This is a genomic window from Brevundimonas sp. (genome assembly GCF_027484365.1).
Taxonomy (GTDB): domain Bacteria; phylum Pseudomonadota; class Alphaproteobacteria; order Caulobacterales; family Caulobacteraceae; genus Brevundimonas.
Window position 1 is genome coordinate 234,342 of sequence record NZ_JAIXTC010000018.1, and the last position, 13,346, is coordinate 247,687.

The 13,346-nt window shown below is 68.6% G+C and carries 13 protein-coding genes; 6 read left to right on the top strand and 7 right to left on the bottom strand.

The genetic code is table 11. The features are described 5' to 3' along the window. Positions 1–2: 2 nt before the first annotated feature. Positions 3–947, top strand: coding sequence for a CPBP family intramembrane glutamic endopeptidase (locus Q0044_RS09230; RefSeq protein ID WP_298161640.1), 945 nt, complete (start codon positions 3–5; stop codon positions 945–947). On the opposite strand, the gene Q0044_RS09235 is transcribed toward Q0044_RS09230, so the two are convergent. Beyond that, positions 924–2,492, bottom strand: a complete 1,569-nt coding sequence (locus Q0044_RS09235) for a pseudouridine synthase (protein WP_298161642.1) — start codon at positions 2,490–2,492, stop codon at positions 924–926. The two genes, Q0044_RS09230 and Q0044_RS09235, sit on opposite strands and share 24 nt — an antisense overlap. Positions 2,493–2,504: 12 nt before the next feature. On the opposite strand from Q0044_RS09235, the gene tadA reads away from it, so the two are divergent. Together tadA and Q0044_RS09245 are read left to right on the top strand one after the other, a co-directional pair. Beyond that, entirely contained in the window at positions 2,505–2,963 is a 459-nt protein-coding gene (gene tadA, locus Q0044_RS09240) for a tRNA adenosine(34) deaminase TadA (protein WP_298161644.1), read from the top strand. Positions 2,964–2,985: 22 nt separating this feature from the next. Next, positions 2,986–3,393, top strand: coding sequence for an MliC family protein (locus Q0044_RS09245; protein ID WP_298161647.1), 408 nt, complete (start codon positions 2,986–2,988; stop codon positions 3,391–3,393). Here the strand turns inward: Q0044_RS09245 and aroB are convergent. After that, positions 3,390–4,493: a 3-dehydroquinate synthase gene (aroB, locus tag Q0044_RS09250; protein ID WP_298161649.1), complete on the bottom strand. Its 1,104-nt coding sequence runs from the start codon at positions 4,491–4,493 to the stop codon at positions 3,390–3,392. The genes Q0044_RS09245 and aroB overlap by 4 nt on opposite strands. Continuing rightward, positions 4,490–5,089: a shikimate kinase gene (locus Q0044_RS09255; protein ID WP_524536156.1), complete on the bottom strand. Its 600-nt coding sequence runs from the start codon at positions 5,087–5,089 to the stop codon at positions 4,490–4,492. Before Q0044_RS09255 ends, aroB begins: the two co-directional genes overlap by 4 nt. A gap of 68 nt (positions 5,090–5,157) precedes the next feature. Here Q0044_RS09255 and Q0044_RS09260 point away from each other — a divergent pair, with 68 nt between their 5' ends. Further along, positions 5,158–6,060 carry a site-specific tyrosine recombinase XerD gene (locus Q0044_RS09260; protein ID WP_298161654.1) on the top strand — a complete coding sequence of 301 codons (903 nt, stop codon included), beginning with the start codon at positions 5,158–5,160 and terminating at the stop codon, positions 6,058–6,060. Between the two features lie 52 nt (positions 6,061–6,112). Here Q0044_RS09260 and Q0044_RS09265 read toward each other — a convergent pair whose 3' ends face one another. Further along, positions 6,113–6,967 carry an IPTL-CTERM sorting domain-containing protein gene (locus Q0044_RS09265; protein WP_298161656.1) on the bottom strand — a complete coding sequence of 285 codons (855 nt, stop codon included), beginning with the start codon at positions 6,965–6,967 and terminating at the stop codon, positions 6,113–6,115. A 336-nt stretch (positions 6,968–7,303) separates the two neighbouring features. On the opposite strand from Q0044_RS09265, the gene Q0044_RS09270 reads away from it, so the two are divergent. Both Q0044_RS09270 and Q0044_RS09275 read left to right on the top strand, forming a co-directional pair. Beyond that, positions 7,304–8,323 (top strand): AraC-like ligand-binding domain-containing protein, encoded by a 1,020-nt coding sequence (locus Q0044_RS09270; RefSeq protein ID WP_298161658.1) that lies wholly within the window; start codon positions 7,304–7,306, stop codon positions 8,321–8,323. A gap of 85 nt (positions 8,324–8,408) precedes the next feature. Further along, positions 8,409–9,359, top strand: a complete 951-nt coding sequence (locus tag Q0044_RS09275; protein WP_298161660.1) for an acetyl-CoA carboxylase carboxyltransferase subunit alpha — start codon at positions 8,409–8,411, stop codon at positions 9,357–9,359. 27 nt (positions 9,360–9,386) lie between these two features. Here Q0044_RS09275 and Q0044_RS09280 read toward each other — a convergent pair whose 3' ends face one another. The 3 genes from Q0044_RS09280 to Q0044_RS09290 are packed head-to-tail and all read right to left on the bottom strand — an operon-like array spanning position 9,387 to position 13,337. Next, on the bottom strand, positions 9,387–11,297 hold the full coding sequence (locus tag Q0044_RS09280; RefSeq protein WP_524536157.1) for an ABCB family ABC transporter ATP-binding protein/permease: 1,911 nt from the start codon (positions 11,295–11,297) through the stop codon (positions 9,387–9,389). A gap of 27 nt (positions 11,298–11,324) precedes the next feature. Beyond that, positions 11,325–12,341: a threonine aldolase family protein gene (locus Q0044_RS09285; protein WP_298161662.1), complete on the bottom strand. Its 1,017-nt coding sequence runs from the start codon at positions 12,339–12,341 to the stop codon at positions 11,325–11,327. A gap of 6 nt (positions 12,342–12,347) precedes the next feature. Then, on the bottom strand, positions 12,348–13,337 hold the full coding sequence (locus Q0044_RS09290) for a mechanosensitive ion channel family protein (protein WP_298161664.1): 990 nt from the start codon (positions 13,335–13,337) through the stop codon (positions 12,348–12,350). Positions 13,338–13,346: the final 9 nt, after the last annotated feature.

The window sequence follows — 13,346 nt, forward strand, 5'->3', positions numbered from 1 at the left end:
CCATGTCTCCCCACGAAGCCCTTGTCCGCGCCGTCCCTCTCGCGCGTCGATCGCCGATGATCACCGGCTTCAGGCCGGACCGCCCGTGGCTGAGACTGATCGGCTTCCTCGGCCTGGCCATGCTGCTGCTGGTGGTCGTGATGATCGTCCTGGCGGTTCTGGTCAGGGTGATCCCCGGCCTGCCGAGCGAACTGGCCCCGGCCGGCGCCCTGCCCGAGACCCCGACACGTCTTCTCGACGAAAACGGCTACATGTTGCTGCTCGCGATGATCCTCGGCGCTATGGCGCTCGCCATCCTGATAGCCGCGACGACGGTCTACGGTCGGAAAATGAGGGACTTCCTGTGGCCAGGCCGAGCGTTCAACGCCTGGGACTTCGGCGTCGGCTTCGTCGCCATGGCCTGCCTCAGCGCCATCCTTTTCCCGATGTATCTGTGGAACGGAAGCGAATGGGCGCCGCCGCTGTTCGACCCCCTTTATGAGGACTGGACCCGGCCGGTCTTCCTGTTGGCCAGCCTCGTGGGACTTTGCATCGCCGCGGCGGCGGAGGAGGTGGCATTCCGGGGCGTGGTGCTACGACTGACGACCCAGGTGTTGCACCATCCCGTCCTGCTCTGCCTGGCCAACGGGATCCTGTTCTCCGCCTTTCACCTGGACCCGGACCCGGTGGCCTTCGTGGCGCGGACGCTGTCGGGCGCAATCTGGACCTGGGCCGCTATCCGGCTGGGAGGGCTGGAGTTCGCGGTCGGCGCCCACCTGGCCAACAACCTGATGATCACCCTGTTCTGGGAACCGCTGTCGGCCATGGAGGTCGGTCGCGACTCGCAGTGGTCCCAGCTGGCGCCGGAGCTGTTCGTCACCGTCGTGATGCTCGCGATCATCGAGCGGCTGGCTGACGGCCCGCGTGACTGGCGGCCGGCTCCGCTAGCCCCGCGAGGGACCACGTGATCCGCCGGGCTTGCCGCCGGTCCGGGGACCGGCAGAGCGAGGACCGGCGGGGCCGGATCTCGGTCCGCTGGACCGCGGCGCGGCTCCGTCACGCGGCTTGAACTCGCGCTTCGGTCCGTCCTTGCCGGACCTGTCGGCGTCGCGGGCCCAGGTCGCGGACTTCGGTCCGATGATCTTGTCCTCGCGCGGCTTGAACGCCCGGGCCGGTCGTTCACCGTCTGCGGAGCCCTCGCGCGGCTTCCACAGCGCCTTGGTCGACGGTCCACGGGGGTTGGGCGGGGCGGCCTTGGCCCAGCCGGCCTTCTTGGGCGGACGGTTGGCGCGTTCGACGCCCTGGACATGGGCCTCCTCGGCGGCGCGGACCCGGCTGGGCTTGCGCGACGGGTCCGACATGGCCGAGCCCGAGACGCCCGCCACCTTCGGCGTTCCGGTGCGGCGACCCGGAACCGGGGCCGGCGTGGCCACCGTGTTGCCCTCGGGCAGGTTGTCGGGGCGGATGTGCTCGCCCAGCAGCTCGCGGATCACGCGCGGGCCCACCTCCTCGACCGATCCGGTCGCCAGTGTTCCCAGCTGGAACGGGCCGTAGGCCAGGCGGATCAGGCGGTTGACGGTCAGGCCGACCGATTCCAGCACCTTGCGGACCTCGCGGTTCTTGCCCTCGGCGATCTGGACGCTGATCCACAGGTTGGCGGCCTGGGAGCCGTCCTCCTTTGTCGTGGCCTTGTCGATGGTCGCCTCGACCGGGCCGTAGCGAACGCCTTCAACCGTGACGCCGTCCTTCAGCCTGTCCAGATCGGCCTGGGTGACGCGACCCCGTGCCCGGGCCCGGTACTGACGCACCAGGGCCGTTTCCGGCAGCTCCAGCGCCCGCGACAGCTCGCCGTCGTTGGTCAGCAGCAGCAGACCTTCGGTGTTGATGTCCAGCCGCCCGACCGAGATCACGCGCGGCAGGCCGCTCGGCAGGGCGTCGAACACCGTGGGACGCCCCTGGGGGTCGTTGTGCGAGGTCAGCAGGCCGACCGGCTTGTTGTATCGCCAGACGCGCGTGGCCTGGGCCGCCGCGATCGGCTTGCCGTCCACGGTGATGACGTCGTCCCGGGTCACCAGGGTCGCCGGCGTGTCGAGGATACGGCCGTTCACGGCCACCTTGCCGAGGCCGATCAGACGCTCGACCTCGCGACGCGAGGCGATGCCCGCGCGCGCCATGGCCTTGGCGATCCGCTCGCTGCGTTTGGGCTCGGCGGGGGCTGCATCCTTGCCCGGCTTGCCGCCGGCAGGCTTGCCGCCGGCCTTGGGACCTTTGGTGTCGTCGGAATAGCGTTTGCCCTTGATCGGCTTCTCCGGCCGCGCGCCCTTGTCGGGCGCATAGGCGCGACCGGTCGAGCCGCGACCGCCTTCGAGCGATTTCGTGACGGTCTGGAATTGCGCCGCGGACGCCGAGCCGGGTCGCGCGGACCCGCTCTTCGGCCGGTCGCCCGGCTTGTGCGCCCTCGGGGCTTGACTGGGGCGGGGCTTCTTGTCGTTGTCGTCGGTATGGCGGGCCATGATGAGCGGTTCATGCGCATGGCATTGGACCTGGCGCAAGCGGCGGCGGACGCCGGAGAGGTGCCCGTGGGCGCCGTCGTGGTCGATGAAGCGACCGGAACCGTCGTCGCGACGGGCGCGAACGGCCCTGTCGCAGCCCATGATCCGACCGCCCACGCCGAGATCGTGGCCCTGCGCGCAGCGGCTCTGGCGACCGGAAATTATCGCCTGACCGGCCTGACCCTCTATGTGACGCTCGAGCCCTGCGCCATGTGCGCGGGCGCCGTCAGCCACGCCCGAATCGGCCGGGTGGTCTGGGGCGCAGACGATCCCAAGGGCGGCGCGGTGATCAACGGCCCCCGCCTGTTCGAGCAACCGACCCTGCATTCGCGCCCGAGAACCGAGGGCGGTGTCCTGGCCGACGAGGCGGCCTCGCTTCTGCGCGGCTTCTTCCGGGAACGACGCTCCGCCAGGCCCGTTAGCCAAGCCTGACCGTAACGCGCTAGAGACATTGATGCGTCACCTGATCCTGATCGCCGCCGCGGTCTCCGTTCTCGCCGCCTGCAGCCAGCAACGGCCTGCCAGCGCCCCCACCGATGGCGAGGCCGTGCGCCAGCGCGCGATCGACGCCCAGACCGCCCGGCGTCGTACGGGCGCCGAGGTCCAGGACCGCGCCCTGAACCGGGTCATCCGCACCGTCTATCTGTGCGACAACGGCGAACGCCTTTCGGTCGATTTCGACAACCCGCGCGCCATGGCGACGATCCGCAACTCCAGCGGCGAAGCCGTCGATCTGTATCAGGAGCGGGCGGCCGACGGCATCTGGTACAAGGCCAGCGCCTATGAACTGCGCGGCAAGGGCATCCTCGCCACCTGGACCGCCGACGGACGCCAGCCGACGGAGTGCCGGGCGATCGACTAGACCGCGCCCTCGTCCCGCAGGAAGGCCGCCAGCTCCCCCGCATCGACCGACTTCTGGACGAAGGCGTCGCCGATTCGCCGTGCGAGAACCAGGGTGATTCCCCCGGCTTCGGCCTTCTTGTCCCCGGCCATGAGGGCGATGAGCCGTTCGGCCTCGAACGAGCCCGCCTGATCCAGACGGGACGGCAGACCTGCCGCCGCAATGACAGCCTCGACCCGTTCGGCGTCCGCCGCAGCGCACAGGCCCTGACGCACCGAGAAGCGGAACGCCATGCAGCACCCCAGCGCCACAGCCTCGCCGTGGGCCAGGGCCGCCGCCTCGAAGCCCAGCTCGGCCTCGATGGCGTGACCGAAGGTGTGGCCGAGGTTCAGCAGGGCGCGGCGCCCCGCCTCCTTCTCGTCCTCGCCGACGATGGCGGACTTGATCTCGACCGAGCGCACCACGGCCCTCTCCAGCGCCGCCGGATCGCCGCGCACGCCGTCCGCGCCCTCGCCGGCCAGCCAGTCGAAGAACGGCGCGTCACAGATCAGCCCGTGCTTCAGCACCTCGGCCCAGCCGGAGCGCAGCTGGACCTCCGGAAGGGTCGCGAGCACGTCGATATCGGCCAGGACCAGCCGGGGCTGGTGGAAGGCGCCGACCAGGTTCTTGCCGCGCGGTGTGTCGATCGCGGTCTTGCCGCCGACCGACGAATCCACCTGGGCCAGCAGGGTCGTCGGCACCTGCACGAAGTCGATGCCGCGCATATAGAGGGCCGCGGCGAGGCCGGCGAGGTCGCCGACCACGCCGCCGCCCAGGGCCACGACCACATCCTTGCGATCCAGTCCGGACGCCAGCAGCCGGTCCATCAGCCGTTCCAGCTCGGCGAAGGATTTGGACGCCTCGCCCGCCGGGACCGCAACGATCTCCGACCGGACGCCCGCCGCCGCCAGCGAGGTCTGCAGCGCCGGCCCATGAATCATGGCTACCGTCTCGTCCGAGACGATCACGGTGCGCCCGCGCGCGATCGGTGCGATCTGCGCGCCGGCCCCGGCCAGCAGCCCGCGTCCGACCACGACGTCATAGGCTGCGAACGACCCGCCTGAGACCGAAACCGTCGTCATGCCGTGGCTCCGCTGGTCCAGTAGGCGTTCAGTGCCGACAGGATCGCCTCGACCGCCTGGGCATGCGCTCCTGCGCCGACATCCACCGTGACATCCGCCGTGGCCTCGTAGACGGGGTATCGCACCTCGGCCATCGCCTTCAGAGCCACGAGGGGATCCTTGCCGCGCAACAGGGGCCGGGTGTCGCGGCGCTGCACCCTCTGCGCCACCACATTCAGATCGGCCCTCAGCCAGACGGAGGTCGCGTGTTCCTTCATCAGCTCACGCGTCTCGGGATTCAGGACAGCGCCGCCGCCGGTCGCCAGCACGATGGGCGGCCCTTCCAGCAGGCGGCGCATGACCCGCGCCTCGCCCGCCCGGAACTCGGGCTCCCCCAGCTGGGCGAAGATCTCCGACACGGTCATCCGCGCCGCCGTCTCGATCGCATCATCGCCATCGACGAAGGGCAGGCCCAGCCGCTGCGCCAGCCGACGTCCTACGGTCGATTTGCCCACGCCCATCAACCCCACCAGCGCTATGGTGCGGGTCGGAACGGGAATCGCGGCCACCGAAGGTCTGGCGCTCACGATCGGTCTCGGCGGGAGGAGGTACGGCAAGCCATGGTCGCTTCAGTCTCTACACCAAGCGTCGCCGCTCGCCAGCGCCCACGGATCGCTTCCACGCGATGACCACCGCGCAGGTCGAAGCCTTTCTTGAGATGATGGCCGTAGAGCGGGATGCCTCGCCCCACACACTCAGCGCCTACGCCCGCGACCTCGCCGACGCCGAAGCTTCTCTCGGCGCCGCCGGCCTCATGGGTGCCGATGAGACGGCCATCGAGGCCTGGTTCGCCGGCCTGTCGACGCGGGGCCTTTCCGCCGCCACGGCCGCACGCCGACGTTCGTCCTTGCGCCAGTTCTACCGGTTCGCCCTGGGCGAGGGCTGGCGCAGGGACGATCCATCCCGCCGCCTTGACGCCCCGAAACAGGGCCGGTCCCTGCCGCGCACTCTCGATCGCGACGAGGTCGTCCGCCTGCTGACCGGCGCCGCCGCACGCGACGGCGCCTCGGGCGTACGCATGATCGCCCTCGTCGAACTGGCCTATGCCTCGGGCCTGCGGGTGTCGGAACTGCTGGCCCTGCGCGTCGAGGCCGTACGCCGCGATCCGGCCTGGCTGATCGTGCGCGGCAAGGGCGGCAAGGAGCGGCTGGCACCCCTGAACGCCTCGGCGCGTGAGGCGGTGAAGGCCTGGCTGATCCTTCGCGACGCTGCCCGCCCCGAGAAAGCGGCCGACAGCCCCTGGCTGTTTCCGTCAGGCACGACCGCCAGCCACCTGACCCCGCGTCGCTTCGCCCAGATGCTGGATCAGGCCGCAGTCGACGCCGGAATCGACCCCGCCCGCGTCAGCCCCCACGTCCTGCGCCACGCCTTCGCCACCCACCTGCTGGAAGGCGGCGCCGATCTCCGCGTCGTCCAGACCCTGCTCGGCCACGCCGACATCGCCACGACCCAGATCTACACCCACGTCGCCACCGACCGGCTGACCCAGGTGGTCAACCGGCATCATCCTCTGGCGAAGGACGAGTAGAGATTACCGGACGCTGCCTCTCCGCCTTGCCCGAACCGCGTGAAATGCGAGCTCAGATCGACGGCTGTCGGCGCCGAAAGGACAAGGCCGCGCCTCCCGCCAGGATCATCCCGAACAGGATCATCGCCCACTCCGACAATGTTGGGACCGGCGCCGCCACTGCGACGTAGGTGAAATCGTCGGCGGCGGTGTTTGGGCTTGTCCCCCCGCTCGTCGTCACGACGACATCAACCACGCCCGCAGCACCGCCCGCCGGCAGCACGGCTGTGATTTCGGTCGGACTCACATAGGTGACGCTGCTGGCCGCCGTTCCCCCGAACGTAACGCCGGCGTCGTTCGTGAAGCCCGCTCCCGTGATCGTGACGATCGTTCCGCCGCCAAGTGCGCCAGACGCAGGGCTCAGACTGGTGACGCTGGGCACTCGGATCAGTGTCGCGGTGAGCGCCTGGCGGTAGGTGTTGCTATAGGCCGTCATCAGGGTACAGGGCGCATCGGCGCAAGCAGCATCGAAGATTTGAGTGACCACGGGCGCGCCCGAAGCGAGGTTCGGATTGAAGATGATCCGGAATCCTCTGTTTCCGGCGACCGGGTTCGAGGCAGAGAAACCTATCCGGCTTGTATTGAATTGGCCGACGAAGCTGAAGTTGTCTGCCGGAAAGATATTCACGAAATCGGCCGCCCGTCCCGCTGTGACCGTAACGGTGCCTGAAGTGACCAGGTTGGTCGCGTCGTCAAAAACGAAGGATCCGGAGAAATCTCCCTGACCATCGGTGAAGGATCCGCTGAAGTTGTAAGTGACGGGCGCTGCGTTCGCGACACCGCCTGACACCATCAGACAAAGCGCGCTCATTCCAGCCAGAATAAATCGAAACATACCGTCCTCACTGATTTCCGGAGAACGCTGCACCTTCAGCTTCCTCGCGTACAAATACCGATGTTCGGCGGCAGCGACGAGTAACGCGCTCGTCGACGCTATCGCCTCTCAATACAGTGAGATGCTTTGCCGCCGCGTGTGTCGCCGGGCAATCAGCGATCGTCCCAGATTTGGGACGCGGACCTCTTGACCCGCTGAGCGTCCGTCCTTGAAACCTTGAGGCCCAGACGGTCGATCGTGAAGAAATCGCTTTCGATCGTTGTTCGAGACCGAACACGCCTGTAGGAAGCAACAGGCCCTCACCTTTAACGCGAGCCGGTGAGGTCAACTATTTCGCGGTCACGTACTCCCCTCAGTGTCGCCTGGTCCGTGACCTCGGAAACCCATGCGGGGGCGTTCGACATCTATCGCGAGACGCTCTCCGAACTTTACGCCGTCTCCGACGTCATGCATCGCGGACGGAAGGGCTTCAGCAGCCAGACCAAGATGATGCGGTTCGCCGGCAGCACCGTGGGTCGGGCGCGCTCTGTCGCACAGACGCTGGTCCGGGATGCCGACACTATTCGTCGGTCGGGTCTCGACCACATCAGCGTGATCCTCAGCTTCTCGAACGCCGCTGCCGATTTCGACGGCCGCGATGGCAGGGCCGATCCCGGATCGGTCCAGTTTCGAGATCTCAACCAGCCGACGCGATCCCGCGGCGACGATATTGACATGATCAACATGATGGTGCCCCGGCACCAGATTCCGAACTGGCTGCTGACCACGAATTTTCATGGCCTGATCATGCCGGGGAAGAGCCCCGGGGGCCGGTTGGTGGCATCGCACCTGATCACCCTGGTCGAGGTCAGCGACGATCTCACCGAAGACGAAGGGGTCGCCGCGATCGAGGCCACGTTCGTGATCGCCGAACGCTTTCTGGGTCGCAGGGGACCTGCGCCCACCCCGGCGCAGACCGAAGCCGTCCAGCGCACCATCCGTCGGCGCGCCATGCACATTGTCGACACTCACATCGGCCACGGGAAATTGACCGCCGGGCGGGTCGCCACCCTGATCGGCGTGTCGCGCAGCAGCCTGTTTCGCGCATTCGAGCCCATGGGCGGCGTGCTGACCTACGTCCGTCATCGCAAGCTGGACCGGGTTTATGCGGCTGTACGGGCCAGGGGCGGGGCCACCTCCGTCCTCCAGGACCTGGCGGACCAGCAGGGCTTCGATTCCGTGCGCCAGATGAAGTCGACGTTTCGCACACGCTTCGGATTTTCGCTCACTGACGTCCCGCCTTCCAGCCTCGCCCGTCCTGGGCGCTCGATCGCGATCCATGCCGCCCATGTCGACGTGCCGGCCAATGACATCGTGCTGGACTGGCTGCGGATCGGCGAAGCGATCTGAACCCCCGCTTGCCCCGGTGCGTCGACATCTCTAGGTTCCGCCGCCTTGCGACTGGGCCTTCTCGCCCGCCCCTTCCGGACGCCTCATGGCCACCCACTATCTCGAATTCGAAAAGCCGATCGCCGATCTGGAGGCCAAGATCGAGGAGCTCGGCCTGCTGGCGGCCACCTCCGGCTCGTTCGAGACCGAGATCGAAGGCCTGCGCAAGAAGGCCGAGCAGCTTCGCAGGAAGACCTATGCCGAGCTGGATCCATGGAAGAAGACCCAGGTCGCCCGCCACCCCCAGCGCCCGCATTTCATCGACTATCTGGACGCCCTGTTCACCGACTATGTCGAGCTGCGCGGCGACCGCCAGTTCGGCGACGACCAGGCCATCCTCGGCGGTCTCGCCCGGTTCCGCGGTCAGGCCGTGGTCGTCATGGGCCATGAGAAGGGCCACGACACCGCCACCCGCCTGACGCACAATTTCGGCATGGCGCGACCCGAGGGCTATCGCAAGGCCGTGCGCCTGATGGACATGGCCGACCGGTTCGGCCTGCCGGTCCTGACCTTCGTCGACACCGCCGGCGCCTACCCCGGCCTCGGTGCCGAAGAGCGCGGCCAGGCTGAGGCCATCGCCCGTTCGACCGAGCGCGGCCTGATCCTGGGCACGCCGATGATCGCCACGGTCACGGGTGAAGGCGGTTCCGGGGGAGCCATCGCCCTGGCCGCCGCCAACCGCGTGCTGATTCTCGAACATTCGATCTATTCGGTCATCTCGCCGGAGGGCGCCGCCGGCATCCTTTGGCGCGACGGCGCACGGGCGAAGGACGCGGCCAACGCCATGAAGATCACGGGGCCCGACCTTCTGGCTCTGAAGATCGTCGACCGGATCATCCCCGAACCCGTCGGCGGGGCCCATTCGAATCGCGAGGCCGCCATCGCAGCGGTCGGCGACGCCGTCTGGGACGAACTGCAGCAGCTTCTGCCCCTGTCGCCGGCCGAACTGCGCAAACAGAGGTCCGACCGCTTCTACGCTATCGGCCGAACCAGCTAGGCTTCCGGCCCCGTCGACACGGCCCGTTCAATCCGCCGGCTGACGATCACCGTCCAGACCGATCCGTGCGCCGCGGGTCTGCTTCTTCCACAGGGCGGCGTACTCCCCGCCGACCCGCGCGACCAGTTCGTGGTGCGCGCCCCGTTCGACGATCCGCCCGGCCTTCAGCACCAGAATCTGTTCAGCGTCGGCGATGGTCGACAGCCGGTGCGCCACGACCAGGGTGGTGCGGCCCGCCTTGGCCTTCCGGAGCGTCTTCTGGATCGCGGCCTCGGTCCGGCTGTCCAGGGCGCTGGTGGCCTCGTCGAGGATCAGGATGCACGGATCGGCCAGAAGGGCCCGGGCGATGCCGACCCGCTGACGTTCGCCGCCCGAGAGCTTCAGGCCGCGCTCGCCCACCCGGGTCTCCATCCCGTCCGGCAGGCTGCGGATGAATCCGGCCAGTTCCGCCGCCTCCGCCGCCGCCCAGATCGCCGCCTCATCCGCCTCAGGGCGGGCGAAGGCGATGTTGACCGCCAGAGTGTCGTTGAACAGGGCCACGTCCTGCGGCACGAGGGCGACGGCCCGGCGCAGGGAGGCTTGGGTGACGTCGCGGACGTCGGCCCCCTCGATCACCACGCGTCCAACCTGGGGGTCGAGCAGCCTCAGAGCCAGTTTGACGATGGTCGACTTGCCGGAGCCCGAGGGTCCGACGAGGGCCGTCGTCGTCCCCGGCCGGACGGTGAACGACACATCCTCCAGCCCGTTGGCCCGCGCATCGTGACGGAAGGAGACGGCCTCGAACGCCAGCGCTCCACCGTTCTGCCCCTCGGGCCGCACAAGGTCCGGCGCCTGGGGCGCATCGGCGACCTGCGGCGTCTGGCGCGTGACCTTCAGCATCTCCTCCATGTCGATGAAGGACTGGCGGATTTCACGATAGGCGAAGCCGAGGATGTTCAGCGGCGCATACAGCGAGATCAGGATCAGCACCGCCGCCGTCACGTCGCCCGGCCCCATCCGTCCGGCCGCCGCCTCGAACCCGGCCATCACGGCCATGACGCCGAGACCCACATTCATGATCAGGGCCTGGACCGCGTTCAGCAGGGCCAGGGAGCTGTTGGCCTTCAGCGCCGCAGCGTTATAGGCCCCGAGGGCCCGGTCGTAGCCGAGCGCCGCCCGCGTCTCGGCTCCGAACGACTTCACCGTCTCATAGTTGATCAGGGCGTCCACGACCTGGCCGGCGGCCTCGGTATCGGCCGTGTTCATCGTCCGCCGATGCTCGATCCGCCAGTTGGAGATCGAGAAGGTGAAGACCGTGTAGACGATCACCACCACCACCGCGACGGCCGCGAACCGCCAGTCATAGGCCCCGCCCAGCACACCGGCGGCGAGGATCAACTCCAGGCCCGTCGGCACGAGGTTGAAGGCCAGTATCCGCAGCAGGAAGTCGACCGACCGGGATCCGCGATCCACCGTCCGCGAGAGGGCTCCGGAGCGCTTGGTCTGGTGGAAGTCCAGAGACAGGCTCAGGGCGTGGGCGAAGGTTTCCGTCGCCGCCGTCCGCTGCGCCGCCGCCCGCACGGGGGCGAACACCACGTCAGACAGCTGCGGCGACGCGGACGACAGGAACCGCACGATCGCCCAGCCGACCGCGAAGCCGGCGAATCCGAGCCCGATCGAAACCCCGGTCGGCTGGTCCGCCGCCAGATGATTGACCGCCGCCCCCAGCACCAGAGGCGCCAGCACGCCCAGGGCCTTCCCGGCGATGGTCAGCAGGATCGAAACGACCAGCCGCAACCGCAGCTGTGGCGCGCCGGATCGGCCCACCAGCCGGATCAGATCCATCAGTGCGGGGATCGTCGCGGGATCGGCCGGCGGCTCGGCCGCGACGCCGGCGTTCCGCGCCTTCGCCTCTATGCCGCCACCGCCTCGTTGTCCCGATCGTTCACCACGCGCCATCGCACGGATATGGACTGCGCCGGTGGCTCACGAAAGGCCCGCGATGGCCTCGATGACTTCATCCACCGCCGCTTCTTCGGTCGCCCAGGAACAGACGAAGCGCACCGACCCGTCGTCGAAGCGGTAACAGGCCCAGCCCAGGGCATTAAGCTTCGCATGGGCCTTGGCCGGCATCCGCACGAAGACGGCATTGGCCTCGACCGGGTGGGCCAGTGCATAGGGCGAGCGTGTGGCGATGCCGGCCGCCAGCCGCTGGGCCATCAGGTTGGCGTGGGCGGCACCGTCCTCCCAGGCGTTGCTCTCCAGCATGCCGAGGAAGGGCGCAGCGAGGAAGCGCGCCTTGGACGCGGTCTGGCCGGCCTGTTTGAGCCGGTTGTCGACCCGCCGGGCCAGAGACCGGTCGAACATCACGATGGCCTCGGTGCACAGGCCCCCGGCCTTGGCCCCGCCGAACACCAGCACATCGACGCCCAGACGCGCGATCTGGGTCAGGTCGAACCCTGCCGCCGCCGCGTTGGCCAGTCGCGCGCCGTCCAGATGGACGCCATAGCCCCTCGCCTTCACCGGCTCGATCAGATGGCGCAGCTCTTCTTCGGTATAGACCGTGCCGTATTCCGTGGACTGGGTCAGCGACAGGGCGGCCGCCGGCTGGCGGTGCCCCACCTCCGGTTCGTCCAGCGCGGCCTCCAGCGCCTTCGGGTCGATCTTGCCCGACAGGCCCGGCTGGCCGATCAGGCCCACGCCCTGGCCGAAGAAGCCCGGCGCGCCGGTTTCGTCGGTGCAGACGTGGGCGGCGTTGTGGGCCAGCACGGCCTCATGCGGATAGGCCAGCATCGACAGGGCGATGGCATTGGCCGCCGTGCCGGAGAACACGAACCGGATCTCGGCGTCCGCATCCAGCCTCTGGCGGATCTGGTCGGCCGCGCGGGCGGTGACGTCATCCGCCCCATAGGCCCGGGCGAACCCGGCATTGGCCTCGATCAGCGCCTGCAGGGCGGCGGGCGCCATGCCGGCCGTGTTGTCCGATCCAAAGTCATAGCGCATCGCGGATCAGGCCTCGTTCTGGTCGTCGTCGGGGTGGGTCTGGAAGCCGGCGCTGCGGGGATTCGACCGGCCGCGCAAACGGCGTTGGCCCTCGGCCCCCATCGGCATGGGCACGTCCTCGTCGCCATAGGGCACGGCGACCTGATGCGGGAACGGAATCTCGATCCCGGCGGAGTCCAGGGCCTCCTTCGCGGCCTGGAAGACGTCCGCCCGGGCCTGCCAGTAGTCGTCGGACGTCGCCCAGGCCGCCAGGGTCATCTCGACCGAACTGTCCAGCAGGTCGGTCACCCCGGCCCAGGGCGCCGGATCCGGCAGGACCGCCTCGATGCTCGACGCCGCACGCACCAGGGCCTCACGGGCGGTATTCAGATTGTCGCGGTAGCCGACGCTGATCTTCAGCTCCATCCGGCGCGTCTTCTGGCCCGACAGGTTCAGGATGATGTCGCCGAACACCTTCCCGTTCGGAGCCATGATCTTCACATTGTTGGCGTCCGAAAGCTGGGTGAAGAACAGGTCCAGCCGCTGCACCTGGCCGACATTGCCGCCGATGTTGACCAGATCGCCGACCCTGTAGGGCCGCAGCACCAGCAGCATCACGCCCGCCGCCACGTTGGACAGCGTACCCTGCAAAGCCAGACCCACGGCCAGTGATGCCGCCCCCAGCACGGCGATGATCGAGGTCGTCTGCACACCCAGCCGCTGCAGGACGGCGATGAAGCCGATCAGGAAGACGAGGACCCGCACCACCTGGACGGCAAAGCTGAGCACCGTCGGGTCGTGACGGAACCCGCGTACGCGGCCGAGGGCCTTGCGGGTGGCCGACGACGCCCAACGCGCCGCGAACACCGTAGCGACGAGGATGATCAGGGCGACCAGAAGATTGACTGCGAAGTCGCCCGCGATCTGGGTCAGTTTGGCCAGCATCACCGTATCGATGGCGACGGCCTGCTGTCCGGTGGCGATGAGGGTTTCGAGAGGGTCGGCTCTGGAAGTCATGAGCGGGGT